The organism is Bacillota bacterium, from assembly GCA_018333655.1.
In the GTDB taxonomy this organism is placed as follows: domain Bacteria; phylum Bacillota; class UBA994; order UBA994; family UBA994; genus BS524.
In genome coordinates this window covers 1-19,751 of sequence record JAGXTJ010000048.1, presented here as the reverse complement: position 1 = coordinate 19,751, position 19,751 = coordinate 1, and the positions used below count along the sequence as shown (strand labels likewise).

General features: G+C 49.9%; 21 protein-coding genes. 4 read left to right on the top strand and 17 right to left on the bottom strand.

Features of this window, described 5'->3' with window-relative positions; all coding sequences use genetic code 11:
- Positions 1-12 precede the first annotated feature (12 nt).
- Both sleB and KGZ92_09200 read right to left on the bottom strand, forming a co-directional pair.
- On the bottom strand, positions 13-738 hold the full coding sequence (gene sleB, locus KGZ92_09205; protein MBS3889440.1) for a spore cortex-lytic enzyme: 726 nt from the start codon (positions 736-738) through the stop codon (positions 13-15).
- Between the two features lie 118 nt (positions 739-856).
- Positions 857-1,438 carry a helix-hairpin-helix domain-containing protein gene (locus tag KGZ92_09200; protein MBS3889439.1) on the bottom strand — a complete coding sequence of 194 codons (582 nt, stop codon included), beginning with the start codon at positions 1,436-1,438 and terminating at the stop codon, positions 857-859.
- Between the two features lie 355 nt (positions 1,439-1,793).
- Here KGZ92_09200 and KGZ92_09195 point away from each other — a divergent pair, with 355 nt between their 5' ends.
- Entirely contained in the window at positions 1,794-2,558 is a 765-nt protein-coding gene (locus KGZ92_09195; GenBank protein MBS3889438.1) for a hypothetical protein, read from the top strand.
- A gap of 66 nt (positions 2,559-2,624) precedes the next feature.
- On the opposite strand, the gene KGZ92_09190 is transcribed toward KGZ92_09195, so the two are convergent.
- The 9 genes from KGZ92_09190 to KGZ92_09150 all read right to left on the bottom strand — a co-directional run bounded on the left by KGZ92_09190 (position 2,625) and on the right by KGZ92_09150 (position 10,743).
- Positions 2,625-4,355 (bottom strand): molybdopterin-dependent oxidoreductase, encoded by a 1,731-nt coding sequence (locus KGZ92_09190; GenBank protein ID MBS3889437.1) that lies wholly within the window; start codon positions 4,353-4,355, stop codon positions 2,625-2,627.
- A gap of 48 nt (positions 4,356-4,403) precedes the next feature.
- Positions 4,404-5,441 (bottom strand): (2Fe-2S)-binding protein, encoded by a 1,038-nt coding sequence (locus KGZ92_09185; GenBank protein ID MBS3889436.1) that lies wholly within the window; start codon positions 5,439-5,441, stop codon positions 4,404-4,406.
- A 1-nt stretch (position 5,442) separates the two neighbouring features.
- Positions 5,443-7,263 (bottom strand): 4Fe-4S binding protein, encoded by a 1,821-nt coding sequence (locus tag KGZ92_09180; protein MBS3889435.1) that lies wholly within the window; start codon positions 7,261-7,263, stop codon positions 5,443-5,445.
- A complete protein-coding gene (locus KGZ92_09175; protein MBS3889434.1) occupies positions 7,256-7,759 on the bottom strand; it encodes an NAD(P)H-dependent oxidoreductase subunit E in 504 nt (167 codons plus the stop codon). Before KGZ92_09175 ends, KGZ92_09180 begins: the two co-directional genes overlap by 8 nt.
- A gap of 5 nt (positions 7,760-7,764) precedes the next feature.
- The gene (locus KGZ92_09170; protein MBS3889433.1) at positions 7,765-8,394 is read right to left on the bottom strand and encodes a carbon monoxide dehydrogenase; all 630 of its coding nucleotides are present in this window, start codon (positions 8,392-8,394) and stop codon (positions 7,765-7,767) included.
- 72 nt (positions 8,395-8,466) lie between these two features.
- Complete coding sequence (fdhD, locus tag KGZ92_09165; GenBank protein MBS3889432.1) at positions 8,467-9,237, bottom strand: formate dehydrogenase accessory sulfurtransferase FdhD; 771 nt, start codon at positions 9,235-9,237, stop codon at positions 8,467-8,469.
- On the bottom strand, positions 9,224-9,856 hold the full coding sequence (locus KGZ92_09160; GenBank protein MBS3889431.1) for a molybdenum cofactor guanylyltransferase: 633 nt from the start codon (positions 9,854-9,856) through the stop codon (positions 9,224-9,226). The genes fdhD and KGZ92_09160 overlap by 14 nt, the downstream gene beginning before the upstream one ends.
- Positions 9,857-10,177: 321 nt before the next feature.
- Positions 10,178-10,516, bottom strand: a complete 339-nt coding sequence (locus tag KGZ92_09155; protein ID MBS3889430.1) for a type II toxin-antitoxin system PemK/MazF family toxin — start codon at positions 10,514-10,516, stop codon at positions 10,178-10,180.
- On the bottom strand, positions 10,501-10,743 hold the full coding sequence (locus KGZ92_09150; GenBank protein ID MBS3889429.1) for a ribbon-helix-helix protein, CopG family: 243 nt from the start codon (positions 10,741-10,743) through the stop codon (positions 10,501-10,503). Before KGZ92_09150 ends, KGZ92_09155 begins: the two co-directional genes overlap by 16 nt.
- 276 nt (positions 10,744-11,019) lie before the next feature.
- Here KGZ92_09150 and KGZ92_09145 point away from each other — a divergent pair, with 276 nt between their 5' ends.
- A complete protein-coding gene (locus tag KGZ92_09145) occupies positions 11,020-11,304 on the top strand; it encodes an ATP-binding cassette domain-containing protein (GenBank protein ID MBS3889428.1) in 285 nt (94 codons plus the stop codon).
- On the opposite strand, the gene KGZ92_09140 is transcribed toward KGZ92_09145, so the two are convergent.
- The 6 genes from KGZ92_09140 to KGZ92_09115 form a co-directional block, all read right to left on the bottom strand.
- Complete coding sequence (locus KGZ92_09140) at positions 11,281-11,589, bottom strand: hypothetical protein (protein ID MBS3889427.1); 309 nt, start codon at positions 11,587-11,589, stop codon at positions 11,281-11,283. The genes KGZ92_09145 and KGZ92_09140 overlap by 24 nt on opposite strands.
- A gap of 352 nt (positions 11,590-11,941) precedes the next feature.
- Positions 11,942-12,364, bottom strand: coding sequence for a hypothetical protein (locus tag KGZ92_09135; protein ID MBS3889426.1), 423 nt, complete (start codon positions 12,362-12,364; stop codon positions 11,942-11,944).
- Positions 12,365-12,928: 564 nt separating this feature from the next.
- On the bottom strand, positions 12,929-13,825 hold the full coding sequence (locus tag KGZ92_09130) for a helix-turn-helix transcriptional regulator (protein MBS3889425.1): 897 nt from the start codon (positions 13,823-13,825) through the stop codon (positions 12,929-12,931).
- A gap of 81 nt (positions 13,826-13,906) precedes the next feature.
- Positions 13,907-14,242 carry a hypothetical protein gene (locus KGZ92_09125; GenBank protein MBS3889424.1) on the bottom strand — a complete coding sequence of 112 codons (336 nt, stop codon included), beginning with the start codon at positions 14,240-14,242 and terminating at the stop codon, positions 13,907-13,909.
- Positions 14,243-14,280: 38 nt separating this feature from the next.
- A complete protein-coding gene (locus KGZ92_09120) occupies positions 14,281-14,508 on the bottom strand; it encodes a hypothetical protein (protein MBS3889423.1) in 228 nt (75 codons plus the stop codon).
- A 649-nt stretch (positions 14,509-15,157) separates the two neighbouring features.
- A complete protein-coding gene (locus tag KGZ92_09115; GenBank protein ID MBS3889422.1) occupies positions 15,158-16,453 on the bottom strand; it encodes a helix-turn-helix transcriptional regulator in 1,296 nt (431 codons plus the stop codon).
- A 1,053-nt stretch (positions 16,454-17,506) separates the two neighbouring features.
- On the opposite strand from KGZ92_09115, the gene KGZ92_09110 reads away from it, so the two are divergent.
- Together KGZ92_09110 and KGZ92_09105 are read left to right on the top strand one after the other, a co-directional pair.
- Complete coding sequence (locus tag KGZ92_09110; GenBank protein MBS3889421.1) at positions 17,507-18,799, top strand: YcaO-like family protein; 1,293 nt, start codon at positions 17,507-17,509, stop codon at positions 18,797-18,799.
- Positions 18,800-18,843: 44 nt separating this feature from the next.
- On the top strand, positions 18,844-19,751 hold a 908-nt coding region (locus tag KGZ92_09105), incomplete at its 3' end, for an ABC transporter ATP-binding protein (protein MBS3889420.1).

Here is a 19,751-nt window from a genome sequence, read left to right as displayed (position 1 = left end):
CCTTGTCGGCACTTACCGCAAAAAGCGATGTTGGCCTATGGTCTTGATGTATGGTCGCGTCCAGATCCAGGCAGATGTAGCAGTGCGCGGGTTGAAGTAGTACAGTGCTCCTCCACTAGGATCCCAACCATTTATGGCTAATTGGGCCGCGCGGTAGGCCTCACTACTAGGTGTAAGATAAAATTGGCCATCTGCAACTGCGGTAAAGGCTAGGGGCTGGTAAATTACGCTACTGATAGTGTTTGGGAATTTTTGACTTCGTACGCGGTTCAGTATGACTGCGGCTATCGCTACTTGCCCTTCAAACGGTTCTCCCCTCGCTTCGCCATAAATGGCCCTGGCCAGCATATGCATGTCGTTAGGATTTACCCCGCCTCCCGGAGTGACAGCTGCCGTGCGATTGGGTGCCGGAACGTCGCGTCGCATAGGGATGCCCAGGGCGGCAAAGGTGAGTGGCCCTACGATGCCCGTGACTGGCAAGCCATTGCGTCTTTGAAATAGGTGCACACCGCGCAGTGTCTCTGCGCCAAAAGTTCCGCTGATGGGGCCAAAGTAGTAACCCCAGCGGGTCAAACGTCGCTGCACTTCGGTAACGTCTGGTCCCCTATCGCCCTGCCGCAGGTTACGAGTACCTGGCTCCTGCGCTCGGGCCCAGAGCGGCACTAGGGTAAAAACTAGAACAAGCACGAGAGTAAGAACGACGGCCATGGTACGGACAACATTTCCTTTGTGGAGCATATAAATCACCTCTGTACTTAGCATGGCTAGGCGTGGTCATTTCATGCAGATGAGCCACAATTTCGTAACAAAAAAAGCCCGCCAACGCGGGCAAGAATAAGTGTCTGTGTAGGGCGTTTTAGCGGACGCGAATCAAGTTTTGTAGCCCTTCGTATGTTTTTTCACCAATTCCACTGACGTTCATCAAATCCTCTGGGTTTGCAAATGGTCCCCGCTGCTGGCGATAGGCAATGATGGCCAACGCCCTGGTCGGACCAATGCCGGGCAGAGTCTCTAGCTCGGCTTGCGTAGCCGTATTTATATTGATGCGCACATTGCCGGGCGTCGGAGAAGTAGGAGTCGACGTGGTAGGGCTCTGTTCCCCGCGCCGTGAGATGTGTAGTTGCTCCCCATCTGCGAGAACACGCGCTAAGTTGATGCGTTCAAGGTCGGCGTCGGCAACCGCACCCCCCGCCGCTTCTATGGCCGCCATAGCGCGGCTACCTGCGGCGAGAGTATACACGCTCGGCCTATTTACGGCGCCGCTCACATGCACCACCACTGGCGCCTGCAGGGCACTTGTAGCAGGCGCTTCTTGGCTCTTTGGCGCCTCAACATATATTACCTCGGGGCTTTGCTGCAACTGACGGTAGAGAAAGATATTGCCCATGAGCGACAAAGCCAACCCGCAAGCGAGGGCAAGCACTAAATTTCGTGACACGCGCACACCTCAACTTCTGCCTATGTTATGAGTCCTGTTCGCGACTTAGAACACAGTTCGCCACTTAGAACACAGTTCGCCACTTAGAACACAGTTCGCCACTTAGAACACAGTTCGCCACTTAGAACACAGTTCGCCACTTAGAACACAGTTCGCCACAAATAGGGAAATCCCTTTAGTTTTCATCCTGAAGGTCGATTTACTACGAATTTTGTAGACTGATGTTGCTAAGTAGCGCTAATAAAACTACAATATCATCAGAAGAAAGATGTGGGCTTACTGAGTAGCATCACGAAATTGCGCACATCTGTGAGAAGTCACTAGGGAAACTAGCGCAAAGGGGGGAGCGTAATCCATGAAGAATAGAGAGTTGCTAGAGTTAATCGCCAGTCAAGTAGGTGCACTGACCAATCAGGTCGGCACGATCACGGACAAGGTCGACACACTAACGGATCGGTTCGGCACGATTACGGACAAGGTAGACACACTCACGGATCGGTTCGGCACGATTACGGACAAGGTAGACACACTCACGGATCGGTTCGGCACGATTACGGACAAGGTAGACACACTCACGGATCGGTTCGATACACTCACGGACAAGGTCGACACCCTCACGGATCGGTTCGATACACTCACGGACAAGGTCGACACACTCGCGCACCAAGGTAATGCTCTGGCGAACCAATTCGACACACTCACGGATCGGTTCGATACCCTCACGGATAGGGTCGACACACTCACGCACCAGGGTAGCGCTATGGCGAACCAATTCGGCATACTCACGGATCGGGTCGACACACTCACCAACCAGGGCAGTGCTCTGGCGAACCAATTCGACACACTCACGGATCGGTTCGATACCCTCACGGATAGGGTCGACACACTCTCCAACCAGGGCAGTGCTCTGGTCATTCAAATGGGAACGCTCACCAAACAGGTAGGGGCTATTACAGAAGAAGTCGTTTCAATTAGGGAGACAGTCGTGCGGATAGAAAACGACCACGGCCTGCAGTTGAAATTACTTTTTGATGGTTACAAACAGAACGGAGACAAAATAGACCGAATAGCCGCGGAAGTCTCAAAGCATGAAGAAGTCATTTTACGACGGATACGATGAACGCATCCACAACAACGCCAAGGGCTCTAGACCCTTGGCGTTGTTGTTCTTTCGCGTGCTTGGCCCTTAAAGTCGTTCCGCCTTCTCTATTTTTACCGCCGTTACCTTAAGCCCTGAGGCTACCGACATATTGCAGACTGCAGGATCTGTTACTACATTGACGGGCGTATCGGCAAAATGAAAACTCATCGACACGAGGCCCCGAGGCACTTGCTCACTTAATTGGATCTTCGATTTAATCGAGCCCCTGCGCGATGTAATATTGACTAAGTCTCCGTCCCTGAGGTGAAGCGCGGCAGCGTCTTCTGGATTGACTTGCATCAATTCCTCGCTTAAAAAGTGATTCAACCCTGCGCTTTTGCCCGTCATCGTGCGCGTGTGGAAATGATAAAGCTGACGGCTGGTAGTCAAAATAAAGGGATATTCTTTATCTGCAGCCTCAGCCGCCCGCGGTCTGTACTCCACCGTCGAAAACTGGCCAATCCCGCGGGAAAACTTATCTTTATGCAAAAAAGCAGTGCCGGGATGTTCCGGTGTAGGACAAGGCCATTGAAGCCCTGCCTTTTCCAGCCGTTCATAGCTCATGCCACCGAAATAATGGGGCGTTAAAGCTACCACTTCGTCCCATATTTCTTTAGTGTTGCTATAATTCCAATTCAGACCAAATCTATTGGCCAATTCCTGTATAATTTCCCAATCGGCCCTGCTCTCTCCAGGTGGATTTACTGCCTTGCGAATCAACTGCACTCTTCTTTCCGTGTTGATAAAAGTTCCGTCTTTTTCTGCAAAAGAGGCTGCTGGCAAAACGACATCGGCATATTCAGCAGTTTCAGTAAAAAAGATATCCTGCACGATGACAAAATCCATCCCTGTCAAAGATTCACGAACCATGTCAATATGCGGGCTAGAAACTAAAGGGTTTTCTCCTACAATATACATGACCTGATTGCGCCTGCTAGGCAGGAAGTGAAACATTTCGGCAATGGTCCGGCCCGGCACATCAGATAGTTCGACATTCCAAGCCTTAGAGAACTTAGCTCGCACATAATCGCTGACGCTGGCGCTAACCGGGATAGGCTGTTCAAATTCAATACTAGTGATCATTTCCGTAGGCTGCTCACAACAATCCTGCTCTTCTGACTGGCATGATTCTTTGACGCGCTGCCAATAGGTGCCTGTGTCACGGTCGCTGTGCACCGGCTGATACCCGGTAAGCACGTTGGGCAGACAGCCCATGTCGCAGGCTCCCTGCACATTATTTTGCCCGCGCAAGGGATTCATGCCGCCATGAGCCTTGCCGAGATTGCCGGTTAAGAGCGAAAGGTTGGCTAATGCCAGTACATTTTCTGTCCCGGAAGTATGCTGCGTCACTCCCATGCAATAGAAAATGGAGGCCACATCGGCCTCTGCAAAGAGACGGGCGGCAGCAATAATCTTTTCAGGTGGCACACCGGTAATTACCGATACATATTCCGGCGTATATTTTGCCACCATTTTTTTTAGGTTCTCGAAGCCGTGGGTGCGGTTAGCTACATATTCCTTTGCTTCAAGCCCTTCTTTGATTATGACGTGAGCAAGGCCATTACAGAGGGCCACATCTGTGCCGGGTTTTAGCTGCAAATGTACTGTGGCAGCCTTTGCAAATTTAGTCTGCCGCGGGTCAATCACAAGCAACTTGGCGCCATTTCTAACTGCTTTACGCATCCTGTAGCCAATAATCGGGTGGTTTTCAGCCGGATTGGAACCGGTTACTAAAATAGCACCCGCACCCTCAATTTCACCGATGGGGTTCGTCATTGCTCCGCTGCCTAGTACTGTGGCCAGACCGACCACTGTGGGAGCGTGTCAGAGACGGGCACTACAGTCCACACTGTTAGTGCCTAATGAGCGCAGTAGTTTTTGAAAGAGGTAGTTATCTTCGTTAGCAATTCGGGTGGAGCTTAGACCGCCGAGTGCTTCCGGGCCGTACTTTCTCTGCGCCTCTTTAATTCTATCGACTATCAGCGTGAGAGCTTCATCCCAAGAAGCTTCCACGAACTTTCCCTCTTTTTTGATCAGCGGAGTTTTAAGACGGCCCGGGTGGCCTACAAAATCGTAACCAAAGCGTCCCTTGACGCAAAGCTGGCCCCTATTTACCGGATTCTCTCGATCACCGCGGGCCGTCACGATTTTATTGCCCCTAACACCCAAGTATACGCCGCAACCAGTGCCACAATAGGGGCAAACGGTTTTCACTTCCCTAGCAGGAACCTGGCTATTTTTGCGGGCTAACGCCCCGGTTGGACAACGCTCCATACATTCGCCACAAGATTCACAAATAGATTCGGTGGAAGGCCAGCCGCCAAGCGGGCTAATCCTGGTAGCATTACTTCTGTTGGCAAAGTCTATGGCTTCCGAACCATTGATTTCGCGACATGTGCGGACGCATATCCCGCAAAGCACGCAGCGCGTATAGTCAAAATCAAAGAACGGATTAGATGTGTCCGTCGGAATTTTGCTGGTATCGCGACGTAGCCTAGCCATACGCTCCTTAGTAATTCCAGCGTACGCCGTAACTTCCTGCAAAACGCAATTATTATTGCGCACACAGGACTGACAGTCCTGATTATGGTTAATTAAAACCATCTCTACCAGCGAGCGACGCAAATCCGTGAGCGCCGGCGAATCGGTGACTACGACCGCCCCTCCCTCTACCTGAGTGCGACAAGCTTCCACGAATTTGCCATTTACTTCCACCATACAGACACGGCAGCCGCCAAAAGTAGAAAGGTCAGGATGATAACAGAGGGTAGGAATGTAGCTACCAGCAGCCTGAGCAGCTTCGAGCACAGTCGTTCCTGCTGGCACCGTTATTTTTTCGTTATCAATTAAGAGAGTTATCATCCTATTTCTTAACCCCCTTTAGTAGCTCTAGTTTTTGCTGCCCGGTGACACGCATTACTGCCTTGAACTTATCTGGGCAAACGGTTAAACATACGCCACAAGTGGTGCATTTAGCTTGGTCAATCACATGAGCCACTCTTTTCTCTCCGCTGATCGCCTTTTCCGGGCATTCCCTTAGACATAGGCCACATGCTCTGCATTTTACAGCGTCGATATAGTAGGCAATCAATGCTTTGCAATGAAGGGCGGGACATGCCTTCTCTTTTATATGAGCCTCGTATTCTGAACGGAAATAACGCAGTGTGCTTAACACCGGGTTGGGGGCAGTTCGCCCCAGGCCGCAAAGGGAGCCGACACTAATTGCCTTGCCCATTTCCTCAAGCAAAGCAAGATCTTCCTCCGAACCTTTCCCGCTGGTTATGTCTATTAATATTTTAAGCAATTGTTGCGTGCCTTCACGGCAAGGTGTACATTGGCCACAAGATTCATCCACAGTAAACTCTAGGAAATACTTGGCTAAATCTACCATGCAGGTAGTTTCATCCAACACAATCATGCCACCCGAGCCCATCATGGCGCCTGCACCAAGCAAAGAGTCAAAGTCCACCTTTAAGTCAAGCCGTTCTTTTGGCAGACATCCTCCTGAAGGGCCGCCTATTTGTACGGCCTTAAAGACTAAGCCTCCCGCAACTCCGCCACCGATATCGTAAATAACTTCCTGTAGCGTTATCCCCATGGGAACCTCAACTAAACCGGCATGCTTGATTTGCCCAGCCAAAGCGAATACGGCGGTGCCCGGACTGGTCTTTGTACCGATGCCGGCAAACCACTCTCCGCCACGGTTAATAATTTCCGGGATAAAAGCAAAGGTTTTAACATTATTTGCTAATGTTGGCATTCCCCATAAGCCGCTATCACTCGGCCTAGGCAAAGGTTTTGGCCAACCGCGAAAACCTTCAATAGAACGGAGCATCGCAGACACTTCTCCGCAAACAAATGCTCCTGCACCTTGAAATATCTCCAGCTTGAAGTTGAAACTTGTGCCCAGAATATTTTCACCGAGAATATTCTTTTTGTTAGCCTGTTCAATCGCTCTTTTTAGGCGATCAACAGCCATGGGATATTCGGCACGCACATAGATATATCCGTGTTCTGCCCCAATGGCGTAAGCCGCAATTATCATCCCTTCAAGAAGCGCGTGGGGGCTTCCCTCTAACACCGAGCGATCCATAAAGGCGCCAGGGTCTCCCTCGTCAGCATTACAGACCACATACCTTCTTTCACCCTTAGCTTGACGGGTAGCAGTCATTTTAATATGGGTAGGAAAACCGGCACCGCCTCGTCCGCGCAAGCCCGCTATTTTAATCTCCTCGATAATTTCTGTCGGACTCATTGTAGTCAGTACTTTTTTTAAGGCAACATAGCCTTCATTCTGCAAGTAGCTTTCAATATCTTCCGGGTCGATTACCCCGAAATTTTTCAGCAGCACGTGGTGTTGTTTCTGCAAAAAAGCACTGTTGGCGTCTTCTCTGCCAGGCAGCAGCACCAATGATTCCTCAACCGGAACACCTTCAATAACATGCTTTTTAACAATCTGCCGGGCGTCTTCCGCAGTAACGTGGCCATAAATATATCTTGCTCCTGCTGGAGTGATTACTTCTACTAAGGGCTCGTTATAGCACATGCCGATACAGCCGATTCCTTGCGGCACAATCCCTACTGCCAGCAACTCGGCCTTTAAAACATCGTAGGCTGCCTTTGCTCCGGCAGCCACGCCACATGAAGTCAAACCTACTCTTACCTGATATTCTGCCTTAGACATGTGCGTGACGCTCCCCTCCGGCCGTACTTTCTTTCGCCTCTCCCCTTATTTTTTCAGCAATAAGACGACCTACTTTTTCAGGCGTAAGTCGCGCAAAAATTTCTTCATTTATCATCGCAACCGGTGCCAGACTACAACAACCAAAACACGCTACCTTCTGCAGGCTGTGCTCATATTCATCGCTAGTCGTGCCGCATTTGATGCCAAGCTGCTGCTCAAAAGATTCTATCAAGCGGGGTGCGCCTTTTACATGGCACGCGGTACCGCAGCATACTTTAATCTGATTTTTGCCCTGTCTGGTAAAATAGAACTGACTGTAAAACGTTGCCACTCCATAAATCTGATTAAGCGGGACAGAAAGAAAGCTTGAAATCTCATTTAGGCTTTCCACGGGCAAGTAGCCCAGTAGGCTTTGCGTGTCTTGGAGTATGGGAACCAAATCGCTTCGCGTTCCCTCATAGCGAGAAAAAATAGCACTCAGCTCAAGCTTCCCCATGCACACTACACATTCCCTTCCGCTAAATTACCATGATGCTTTTTCCCTACCCCTTGGCCCGCTTGCAGTTCCTGTTTAACTTCAGCTACCACTGCCGCTAACTCGGCGATTTGATCACGCCCCATATGACAGAAAGTAGCTGAAGCATCCACATGCCCTAAGTGGCCGCATAAAGCAACCGTATAACATTCAGTACCATCTCTAATGATTTTTAAGGCGACATCGGCATAAGAGCATTCGACTCCCATAAAAACTGCCACATCATATTTATTATGACCGATAACTAAATCCACGTGATACGGATTGATTTCTGTGGCAGTTCTCATCTTAGGATACTCCGGGCGCACATCCATCACAGGCAGGATCTCCGCGCCAACTTCCGCCGCCAAAACTTTTAACGCTTCTGCCTTTTCGTAAGAACCTTCCCCCCAACCCCAAAGCAGAATCCGCCCCGGCGCAAAAATAACAGGGTTCTTTGCTAGCAGCAGTGTTCTCGCCACTTCCCTTAAGGCTTCTTGCTCAGGCACTATCTTCTCATTCAACAGCGCCTTCCCTTTTTCTGGATGAGACAATTCCAACACAGGAACAGGAGATAGCAGGTCTAGATATTTATTGCGCTCCTTCTCTACTCCCACTTGCTTTACCCTCCTCCATTTAAAGAATATTTGCAAAAGAGACTATGATTCGCCCCTAAAACCCTGAAAAATTCAATGTATTTTTATACGTCCTGCCCCACTATAAATATTCATTCTGTTACCCCGGGCAAAGCCGACTAGGGTGACATTGAGACGCAGAGCCAGCTCAATAGTCAGGGCTGTGGGGGCTGAACGCGACACAATGATCGGTATGCTTTGCTTGGCAGCCTTGAGCAAAATCTCGGAGGAAAGCCTGCCACTAGTCAAAAGCAGCTTGTCAGCGAGGTTGAGTCTTTTCGCCAAAGCCTCACCGACCAACTTGTCAACAGCGTTGTGGCGGCCAATATCCTCATGAAAGAGCAAGGTTTCTTCTGTGGAACAAATGGCGCCACTGTGCACTCCGCCGGTTTCCTGAAAGAGGCGTGAGCTTTTATTAAAGCGGGACACCAGAGAAAGGAGGTCCTCGGCGCCCACAATCATTTCCATATCGTTATACCGACAGGACTGAAGCACCTCGAGGTAAATCTCACCCTTACCGCAACCAGTGGTTAGGGTCTTTTCGCGCAAATCCGGGAAAAAGGGAGCAGCCAGCGAAACCTTTGCTATCAAGTTGATCTCATCAAGCTCGATACCTGAAATGTCATCAAGCTTATGGATTACACCACTTGAGAGGAGGTAACCGATCACCAAGTATTCTATTGCAGCAGGAGTGCACATGAGAGTGGCGTACCTGTGTCCGTTGATGCGAATACTCAAGGGGGCCTCATCTACAACAAGATCAGTCCCCCAAGTTGTCTCACCAGCATTAATCTTCATGATCCTGACAGACTTAGTCTCTGTCATGTGTTCTACCTCCTTTCGTCGCCAGACTGCCGGTTAGGGCGAGCATGTCTGCAGGGGTGTTGATGTTGGCGAACATGGACCAATCCGGGCTAAAGCGCCTTGCTGTGTCCTCGTCAACGAGTACGGCACTCTGAGAGCGCAGGAATGCTGTCAGGCTTTTTTGCCCCGTAGCCGCAAAGACACGGATAGGGTCTACCAGCGATCTGTTATAGAAGCCGTTAAAAGGTTCCATATGGCAACCAAGGGCGGTGACCAGTGCGGAGATCTCTTGGTCAGGGGGAGGAAGCCGGCCCTGCAGAAACGATACATAGTCCATGTTAAGATATGGCATGTCACAGGCCAGCACGTAACTGTACCTACTCTTCGCAGTTTTTAGCCCGGCATGAATGCCGCCTAGGGGACCAAGTCCCACCAGTTCGTCGCGCACCACTTCAAGCATTCTTTTTTCGCTATCCTCCAGGGTATTGCTAACTACGATGATCTGTTCAAATCGCCTGCGCAGAGTGTCATGGAGAGAATACAGGAGGCGCTCTCCATTAATGAGAAGAGCCTCTTTGCTGAAGCCCATTCTGGTACTTAGACCGCCAGCCAGAATAATGGCTGTACCGGTTTCTTCCATTATCTACACTCCTCGAAATGCTTTGCTTAGTTTAGTGTTAGCCGCAGGATGCGGGGATTCCTGCCTTGGATCCTACCTTCCCAAAATTTATAACGGGGGCAATGCGCGAAAACACAAAACGCCAAGGGATGAAGACCCTTGGCGTTACTGATTCTTTCTGCACCTCATGTCAGTGCGTGTCGGGCGGTGTGATGGAGCAAGGGAAGTCAAGAGTTTATCGATTGCGGACGCTAGTTGGTGGATACTCATTGAATGTCGCCCCAAATCACGTTTATCGGGACAGTAGGGCAAGGGACGGATTTCTGCGGATCCTATGTCTTGCTAGCCACCCACGATTTCGTTTAGCCCTTCTATCAATTGGTTCATCGTTTCAGGAGGCAGTTTCTCAATAACATGCCCTATTCGCTCATCTGATAGCGTACGAACTTGACTGATTTTCACCCATGATCGCTTGGGAAGGTTTGTTGATTCTAGATCAAGCGTTAATGGAAATCCCGCTCTCTGCGCTTGGCTCGTTATAGCCATGGCGATTACAGTGCCTGAACGTTCGTTGAAGACATCTTGACTGATAATAACCACCGGGCGCATTCCACCCTGCCCATGACCACGAACTGGATTGAGGTCAGCCCACCGGATCTCACCTCTTAGTATGCGGGCCATTTATCCACCTCGAGAGACAACCCTTCTTCAGCCAATTGTTGTTCGTGTACTGGATGCAATTTGGCACATTGTTCAGCAAGCCGAGTTCGTTGCATTCGGTTAAGCTTCTCTTCCACTGCCTCTTGAATTGCCCGGCTTCGGCTTGGGAAAACATGGTCCTTTACGAGATTATCCAATTTCTTAAGAATCTCTTTGTTGATACTGATTGCCACTTTTGCGGTATCCATTCTTCCTTCACCTCCAGTATTACTGTATGCCATACCGCAATGCAAGTCAAATGGCCCCGGAAACCGTTGTCGTCGGACAACCCCTGCGTCCTCACCGTAAGCTAGAGGAGGTTACATTATAACTGCCCTTGGACACCTTGAACTTATGGTTTATGAGGGCGCCGAAGTTTACCAATCATCCTTAGCCATACGATAGTACATTGTGGCTAGTAGCTCAGGAGGTCGGTCTCGACATCGCAGAGCTACCCCTTGGCCTAGGATACACCACTTAGCAAAATGCTTGAACAGGGAACCGACCTATCCGTCGGAGAATGGCAAAAAATCGCCATAGCGCGTGCGCTGCTGCGCCACACCAAAGCCGAACTCGTGCTGCTCGATGAATCAACAGCGGCCATAGATCCACAAAGCGAGCATAGGATACTTGAGATATGCCCTATACCCCTTTTGCTGGACAACCAGAATCCGTGCTATGCTTGTATCAGAAGGGGAGAGCAGAACCTTCCGCTGCGTGCGTTTGGCATCCCCGAGTTTGGGGTGTTACTTACGACGTATTTCCTTTAATTGAGCCCTGCCCCGGTCGACCACAATCTCAATCTCCACTTCACTGCTGTCCATTGATCCTAGAAAAATGTGCGAGGATTTCCTCCAAGTGACAGGCCCGAAATTTCGCCCTGTTGGGGAAAACCCGGGGTAGTTTTCAACCAGATATCGCTCCGCAACGTAGCTGTTCGACTCGGCCGTCCGCATCATGAATGTCGCGAATTGGCCAAAGCCTAGAAACACCACTACAATCATCAGAACAATGACTATAAGCCATCGACGAAGAGTAATCCCTTTAATCTTCATTCAAACACCCCCTTCATGCCCTTTCGTTTTCACCAATGAACCCCTACTCATTATGCAATCGTCAGTAGACTATGGACACGCGACCACACCGCACAAATCCTCTAAGCTACCCATCGCGAACTCCGTGGCCAGCCGATGCACGATGCTGAACAGAGAACTACAGCATAGTGGCGCTCTGAGATACACAGCGCGAACCTCAGTAGCTGCGGGGTATTTAATGTCTGTTGGGCGCTGACTCAAGCATAGAGGCCTATCTGCGTTCCTCTGGGCGTAATGGCGAAAACACAGGGTTTGTCAATCTGATGTCAACAGTACCCCGTACTGCAGCAACATCTACCAAATCAATTCCTGGTTAACTCTGGAGTTCGAACAAGTCTTTCACTCTAGCCTCTATACCAATCGCGTATACTCGAACCTCCGTTTTTCCGTGTTTTCTGAGGATGTCAATGGCCTGGACAAGGTCATTTTCCTGCTTAGTCAGGATAGCCTTACTCTCAAGTCCGTTCTCTTTTGCAAGCGCCCGCCGAATGTTCATAAGCTCCTGTTCACATGTTTCAATGTTCTTCGGGAGAATCATGTTTATGAACTTCTCTATGACCTTATCTGTGCAAAGATGGCCAGTAAACTGCTCGTCGCCTGCGCAAAATGTGAAGTGCTCCAAGATGGTCCTTCCCGCCAGCAAAGCGGGAATCCCCGCCCGCAGGTAAAAGAGTCGGTGTGTTTCGGGTTCTAGCATGGTGTTTAACATTTGCATGTCTGTGTAGTCTTCAAGCATAACCAGAGCCTTTAAACGAGTTTCTGGTGTGAAGCGGTTAAGCTCATCTAGGAAGCTGACCCTGTCAGCTTGATATGATAGCCAATTACTCTCTATAGGGAGTATAATCTTGAGGCTGTGGGCTGGACGATGCGAAAGCCAAAGAACCAAACATTACTGCTACCAGACAAACGACGAGGACACCCACGACAGTGCGCTTGTGCAAAACATACACCTCATCTCATCTTACTTTTACTTAGTCGTGAAGACCAATCATTCCACGACGGTGCATCACACACGGCATGAACTGACCAGCGAGCGGCGGTTACCTCCGGTGGAATTTCCGAGCCTTACGGCTTCGGTGGATCCCACAAAACAACTACGACGTCATTATTTGGGCTGGCTGTTACTGGGCCAGCTCTAACCAGTCTCATGGGCTGACAGAGTAGCACCAGCACCACCAGCAGAGTGGCTGTTACTCTCCTGAACACACTTCTCACCCTCTATCCATCATTTTCCTATATTGCTCTCTCTAATTGTAACTGATGGATTGGAGTGTCACAAGGACATGATAGTAGCACAGTGCTACTGTGGTCTTCTCTTATACAGGTCGCAGGCAGCTTTCATCAGCTCAAGGGCCTCCTTGGGTCGGCCCTGCTGCTCTAGCAGTTCAGCACCAAAACTCAGTACATCGGCAGCATCCCTGTAGCGGGCAAGCTTAATGAATGACTGGGAAAAGAGGGACACTACTTTCATTACTTCGTCAGGGTTTCGCAGTAATGAACACTTGGTTATAGCCCAATTGTCTTTTAAATGCTCCCACTCCTCGACGTCTTCCTGTGAAAAATGCTCGCTTGCGCCGGTGCTATTACCGAGGGCTGCGTAGCAACATCCTATCAGATAGTGGGTCTTCGCCAGTTCATCGACAAGACCCTCGTCAGGTTCAATGGTTTCTAGAGTTTTCAGCGCCACAAAGCTCGCGTAACTTACATGGTTTGCCAAATACAGTTGCATAGCTGAGGTGTACAGGCACTTCCATGCTGAAGCTGTCAGACTGGCATCCTTATAGGCTTGTGCTGCTGCCTTGTAGGAATCTACAGCCTTAAGCACGCCCGCCCCGTAAAGCTCAATCTCAGCCCTGACCTCCAAATAGAGTGCGCGAACACAGGGACGAACTACCTGACTGCAAGCTTGCTGACACTCGTCAAACAGAGCCTTCGCCTGTGTCCATTCTTTAGCCCCTACTAAGGCCCTGGCCTGGTTAAGCATTGCCTCTAACCTGTCAGACAGGAGCTCCTGCTCGTCTGGCACAAAGAACGAAACAGGCTTGCCTAACCGTTCAGCAATCAATTTGAGCTTATCCAGTGTAGGATTGACCCTGCCTCTTTCTACGGCTCCTATGTACGAACGAGAGAGCACTTCGCCTGCTACCGGCCTGAGACAGTCCCAATGATATTCTGACCTGTTTGATGCGAAGGCCAACCATGAACCCACCTCCTAAACCTGTTATGCCCGGAGTACTACCAACTTTGCGGCCTCACCCTGTACAGACAACTTAGGTAGCTAATCTGCAACAATTATGAGCACCAAAACACATTGCTCTATTTGCCCCATTCTGGGACGCCATAACAACTGTTGTTTCCATAATTTCAATAGGTCTACTTGAATTCCTTCAACCCAGATGAAATTAAGAACCAGTCTAATGACTGGCTTGAGTGCTTCATATGGAGAGCATTTTTTCTGTGAGTCCTCAAAACCCGCCCCATTTTTGAATTGAAATAGTAGCCCGCCATCTGGCATTACCCTTACAGTCTCAACCGCGACCACCCACAGCTTCTCGTCGAACTCATCCAGAACCAGCGGGCGAGCTTCTATCCCCTTAATAAAACCCCCTATCATACTGTTGTTGCGCTCACCCCACTCATTTTGACTGACTACTACGCGAGAAGTGAACAAAAGTATGGTTCTTTGTGTATGTAACGTAAGGCGCCGAGCAAGTAGGCGTCGTCCTCGATAACTTCGCTGCGGTAACGGTCGCCAAAAACCGGGCTCACCCGCCGATACCTGCGATTGTATCGGGCCGCGTACCGCAAGTTGATGACCTTCACCGCCCGCGATAACGTCGCGAGCTCAGTCTTAACGATAGCGTGTAGATGGTTGCTCATAACGCACCAAGCCGCTAGCTCAAACTTGTCACTAGCATGCTGTCCACCAATGAAATTTCATTAAACACTGAAATTCCCCAAGTAGCGAGAGCAGGAGCTGCCTCGCGCTCAGCAAAATACAAAAACGCCAAGGGATGAAGACCCTTGGCGTTACTGATTCTTTTGGTGGAGCATAACGGGATCGAACCGTTGACCTCTTGACTGCCAGACAGGCGCGTGGTCTTAGTCCACCTCTGGTGGGCTTGGCTAGAATCAGTAATAGCAAAGGTTTATGCCACATTTACGAACGCGAGTTTGGCTCAACTATGCCCCTCTTTGCTGGCTTCCGTTAGAACTTTTGTTAGAAGTCTTGATAGAACACAGTTCGTTGGAGACCGCTGATTACGAATTGTATACCGCATGGTGACCATTAATCTTTCCGCAAGCTCTATAGTTTTACCAGCCTCTTTAACCCTATGGCAGTGGTCTAGCACCTTGTCGAGCAGCCCTTCTCTTTGGCTAGAAGAAAGGCGTCTCTTAGCCTCTCGTCATCCGGCAGCAGCCCTAAGATGCCGCCTAGCAGGTCCTTATCTGTCCCATGGCCTCTGTACGTCGCGGCGAAGGAACCGTGCAGACAGAAGGTTACTTACTTAATGTGTCCCCACGCAAGCTATAGGGATCCCACTTCGACGGCGGTATCCCTGCGTAACCTATATGCTTCTTTCAGCAGGGTGTAGGCCGCGTGAGAGTCGTTATTCCGCTCCATTAGGGATGCCCCATAGGCCAGCACTTCTGCCGCGCGGGCACTGTGGCTTAGGGCAAGAAAAAGTGAAGCGAACTGTTGTATCACGGACACAATGTCGCCCTTCGCAGCCCTCCTTAGCCGGCTTTTAGCCACTGCCCACTGCGTCTTTGTGTCTTCATAACCCCCCTGCTTGGGTGCGACTAAGAGCACGGCCGACAGATACTGCTCTAGCGAAATACATATCACCCCTGGGTAGGGGTCTTGTTCGGCTAGGCAAAGAAGAAGCTCTCGGCGCGCGGTGTGCGCAATGTGAGCGGCAAAACGAGAGTCATTGTCAATGTTCCACAGCACTGCTAGGGCCTTATCGTTATGCCCCATTTTAACAAGGCACGACCCCCAAGTGATCAACGAGGAGGCGTAAAACTCCATATCGCGGCACTGCTCTGCCTGTAGCGCGGCTTGTTCGGCCCACCTGAGCGCCTCTACGGTATTTCCTAGCTGTTGTGCACATATGGCTTTACCGTGGTAGGCCTGAAGCAAGCTCCGCTTGTCTTCCTCGCCGTCAGAGGCTGCAATCTCTGTATAGCACTTTTGCGCCGATTCAATCTTGCCAAGCGCGAAGTAAATGCTTCCGAGCAGATACAGCGTTAGTTGTCGTTTACTTGGCATGTCTTCTGCACTTCTAAATATGCCAAGCGCCTTGTTGCACATCTCCAGCGCCTGCGAGTACAAGCCTGAGGCATAGGTTGCGTGTGCTGCGAGATAGCAGCAGTACCACTGCTTGTCGCGCCGCCCCTCCGCCGCAAACAGCACTTCAGCCGTCAGCGCATGGTTAACGGCACCTAGGGGCCTACCCTCCTTTTGCTCATGCCACGCTATCAGCTCATGCATACGAGCTTTAACGTCATCTGGCAAAGCTCCGAACCCTTTCAGCGCATCTAGGGCTAGTCGGATGCCCTCACTATCGCCGATCTCGATACAGGCGTGAGCGTGGTTGATGAGCAGCAGGGCCCTCTCGGCGCCTGACACTCTCCACTCAACCACGAAATACTCCAGCGGCTTATTGAGCTTTTGCGCCAGTATATGCAGTGTCGCAGTTGACAGGTTGCGCTTATTGCGCTCAATCTCGCTAATCAAAGAGCGGGATAGCTCGGTCCCCGCTAGTTGGGCCTGGGTTAGTCCCGCTTCTTTGCGCGCTTTGCGAATCTTCGCCCCTACCACTGCTCCACACCGCCCATCCTAAACTGAATCTTCCTGTTCCGTAAATTGAAGCTGTGTCATCCATGCCACAATATTGTCCTTGTGCCACATGCTGTGATGAGTATATCATGGAGTTGCTAGAAGAGTCATGCAAAAATTGTATGGATGGAGGGTAGCAATTGAAAAACTGCCTTGCTCTGCTCAGCCTTCTCTGCCTTGTAACGACAATGTCTGCCTCTTCACTAGGTCCTACAGCCCGCGCAAGTGCGACTCATGAAGGGACGGCCACTCTTACCGCCCCATTTAATGACCCCTGTCCCTCTCCACTTCCTCCTCCTAGTAAAAATTCTCTCCCTGCGCCCTCAAGAGAAACAGGGGTTGAACGCCGTGTAACCGCCCTCTAATTTATCCGCAAAGCCCTTGGGACCTGCCGCGATGACTCGGTAATTCCCCCCTAGGGGAAGCGCTCTGCAAAATTGGGGAATTCTGCTCGCAAAGAACACTTTGCATGGTAGTGAGGCCGCTGCTGCAATTGCAGGTAACAGAAACGGGTTGAAGAGGGACCATTTTGAGGTCGATGACGGACGGCTTGACCGCGCGCTCCCCAAAGATTGTTGTCTAGCTCAAGCTGGCCGTCTTGCACGATAGCGAGGAAGGGAGGTGAAAAAGATGGGGAAAGCGAGCACCGAAATAAGTGTAAAGGCAACACCGTTTGAGGGATTCAGCTGCTATTTTGAAGATGAAGTTGAAGAATTGGTTGCATTAAACAGCCTTGATTTGGTCGCTTAAGGGGACGGATCCTTAGCCAAAAGTAAAAGACCGGAAAAACTCTTCAATCAGCGAGAATGTTTTACATTTAAGATGCTGTTTGGGAGACGTCTCCGGTGAATCTGTGAAATTCACCACAAGGGGACGTCTTTACCATTCATGTAATACTAACGTAGTATGCGTTAAAATCTGTGGAAAGACAAGTGCGTTAACTATCGACAACTATGCCGGACCCGGAATAATTTAACCACCCTTGAACTAGCCGCGTAATCACACTCCCGAAAAGGCGAAGAAGGAGGTAGAGCTATGAATGAGGTTTGCCAACAGATCCCAGGGCGAGCTTGTTCGCCTGACCAAGCACTTGAGCTGGCCTATTCTGAGTTGGAATTACTACGTTACCGAGTGAAAATACATACATACGGCGAGAGGCTAGTTACATCGTGTTGTTATTTATATGACCAAAATGGCAACTACTTATCAGATGGACTCGGCAAAGGGATTGGAATACAATCCAAAGTCAGCGCAATTTATGAGGCACTTGAACACTATCTTAGTAGACCTATATGTGGCCCTCACTTAAAATTAGGGGATCAGATAGCCTGGTCAAACGTACGTCAATTGCCATGCATTGACACCTTAGTTAATGATAAGGCCGTCGAACTTTTGCTTCGCCATCATCCGGATAGAGAACTGCCGTGTCGAGCATTTCAGAGTTTTGATACCGCCCAAGGAATTCTGCATCCTCTAATCCTCACTGTCCCAGATTACTTTGATGCCAGATTACCCAACGATAAGTTTGACTACACACAGATATCAAGGTATTCTAGCGGCAATGGAACCGCCTTTGGTACAAGTTTCGTTGAAGCTGCAGTTCACGCATTAAATGAGCGCATCGAACGTGATGCGGAATCCTTATTTTATATACGCACATTTCTTCGCAGTTCGCCTGAGCCGCTGCGATTAATTGATCCTAACTCGCTTCCGCCTGAATTAAAAAGTTTGTGGGATGAAACTAACGAACTGGCTATGGGGCAGCTAGTGGGTCTTGACATTACCAGCGACTTAGGTGTTCCAACATTCTGCATCATGTTTCCTCGCCCCGACGGCATTGGTAATTATCGAGGTTGTGGTTGTTCTCTATCGCGAGAATATGCGTTAGAGCGAGCTCTGCTGGAAGCGGTACAGGATTACCATATGTACCAAGAATTCGCATCTAAGTACCTTGAGGAGCAGGCGACATTTCTAAGAAGATTGGACGGATTCCCCAAATATCAAAAGTGCTTACAAGGAAGTATCGGGGAGCTAATTCGCCAGGGGCACTGGGAACTTACCGAGTTTGAAAACATAAAGAGCACGCAAGTTTCACGCTGCGTTGAGGACCACCTTAATGAGCTGCTGAAAAGGCTGGCAGGCAATGGTTTTCGAGCTTTTTACTCCGTTTCTTACAGTTCACCTAGCGGCTTGACTTGTCTCAATGTTTTGATACCTGGACTCGAATGTTTTCATCTTGTTAAGGTGGGCAACGCCATTCTACCAAACAAACGCGGTACAGCGGCGCTACACGTGAGTCGTCGTCCGTCTGGTCATCAGGCTGATTAGCCAAGAGGCTTGCGGATAACTAAGCTAGGAGAAGTGGAAACATCATGATAAATGCACTACCCAAGTTAGTAGCAGTAAAGCGAGCATTGTTATTGATTGGTCAAGCGGCACCAAAGGAAGTAAGCATCCTCCTCCCACTAAACTTCCTTTATGGAGCAGGGCCAATATTACACCTCTATATCAGCAAGATCGTAATTGACGAGGCCGCGAGACTGATCGGCAGCAACATAAGAACCATAGCCGATTTGGCTGGCATGCACTTATTGCTAGGTGCGATGCTAGCTTTCCCGGTGGCTATTTCTCTTCTTGATGCGATTATAACGCTGCGTGGACTTGCAATCGACAGTCTTCGCGAGCGAATTGTCGGGGAGAGTCGTCGACAATTGCTGAGTAAGGTTGCAGGCCTTGACGACCTTTCGTTATTTGAGAATCCTAATGCCCTAAACACCCTCAAACTCGCTGAAGGCGGCACCGAGCATTTATGGCAACTTGCTACAGGCATAGGGCGCATGATGGTGGGTGTGTTCGCCTTCGTTCCTGCGCTAATGCTCACCTTCGGGATATCTTGGTGGGTGCCGCTTCTGCTATTTCTGTCAGTTTTGCCGGCAGTAGTTCTTCAATGGCGTATCGAAGACCAAAGCTGGGAAGTAGAGCAATCTCAGGTAAGCAATGCAAGAAGCAAGGACCTGATTGAAAGAATGATTCTAAATGAGACGTATGCTAAAGAAGCTCGACTCTATAGTTTGCATGACGTATTGCTTAAGCGCTGGCAATCATACTTCCACAGAATATTCCAAGCCAAACACGCTGTCCGCACTAAGGGCGCGTGGGTTGTGATTTGCACTTCCGCAATCAGCGCCATTGGCGCATTCGTCGCTTATGTTTATGTCATCTTCCAAGTTATCCATGGCCGCTTCAGCTTAGGAGATCTAGCTCTATTCGCGGGTCTAAT

Coding starts and splice junctions, on each gene's coding strand:
- sleB (MBS3889440.1), bottom strand. CDS start 738: ATGCTCCACAAAGGAAATGTTGTCCGTACCATGGCCGTCGTTCTTACT.
- KGZ92_09195 (MBS3889438.1), top strand. CDS start 1,794: ATGAAGAATAGAGAGTTGCTAGAGTTAATCGCCAGTCAAGTAGGTGCA.
- KGZ92_09190 (MBS3889437.1), bottom strand. CDS start 4,355: ATGACGAACCCCATCGGTGAAATTGAGGGTGCGGGTGCTATTTTAGTA.
- KGZ92_09185 (MBS3889436.1), bottom strand. CDS start 5,441: ATGATAACTCTCTTAATTGATAACGAAAAAATAACGGTGCCAGCAGGA.
- KGZ92_09180 (MBS3889435.1), bottom strand. CDS start 7,263: ATGTCTAAGGCAGAATATCAGGTAAGAGTAGGTTTGACTTCATGTGGC.
- KGZ92_09175 (MBS3889434.1), bottom strand. CDS start 7,759: ATGGGGAAGCTTGAGCTGAGTGCTATTTTTTCTCGCTATGAGGGAACG.
- fdhD (MBS3889432.1), bottom strand. CDS start 9,237: ATGACAGAGACTAAGTCTGTCAGGATCATGAAGATTAATGCTGGTGAG.
- KGZ92_09160 (MBS3889431.1), bottom strand. CDS start 9,856: ATGGAAGAAACCGGTACAGCCATTATTCTGGCTGGCGGTCTAAGTACC.
- KGZ92_09155 (MBS3889430.1), bottom strand. CDS start 10,516: ATGGCCCGCATACTAAGAGGTGAGATCCGGTGGGCTGACCTCAATCCA.
- KGZ92_09150 (MBS3889429.1), bottom strand. CDS start 10,743: ATGGATACCGCAAAAGTGGCAATCAGTATCAACAAAGAGATTCTTAAG.
- KGZ92_09145 (MBS3889428.1), top strand. CDS start 11,020: ATGCTTGAACAGGGAACCGACCTATCCGTCGGAGAATGGCAAAAAATC.
- KGZ92_09140 (MBS3889427.1), bottom strand. CDS start 11,589: ATGAAGATTAAAGGGATTACTCTTCGTCGATGGCTTATAGTCATTGTT.
- KGZ92_09135 (MBS3889426.1), bottom strand. CDS start 12,364: ATGCTTGAAGACTACACAGACATGCAAATGTTAAACACCATGCTAGAA.
- KGZ92_09125 (MBS3889424.1), bottom strand. CDS start 14,242: ATGATAGGGGGTTTTATTAAGGGGATAGAAGCTCGCCCGCTGGTTCTG.
- KGZ92_09120 (MBS3889423.1), bottom strand. CDS start 14,508: ATGAGCAACCATCTACACGCTATCGTTAAGACTGAGCTCGCGACGTTA.
- KGZ92_09110 (MBS3889421.1), top strand. CDS start 17,507: ATGAATGAGGTTTGCCAACAGATCCCAGGGCGAGCTTGTTCGCCTGAC.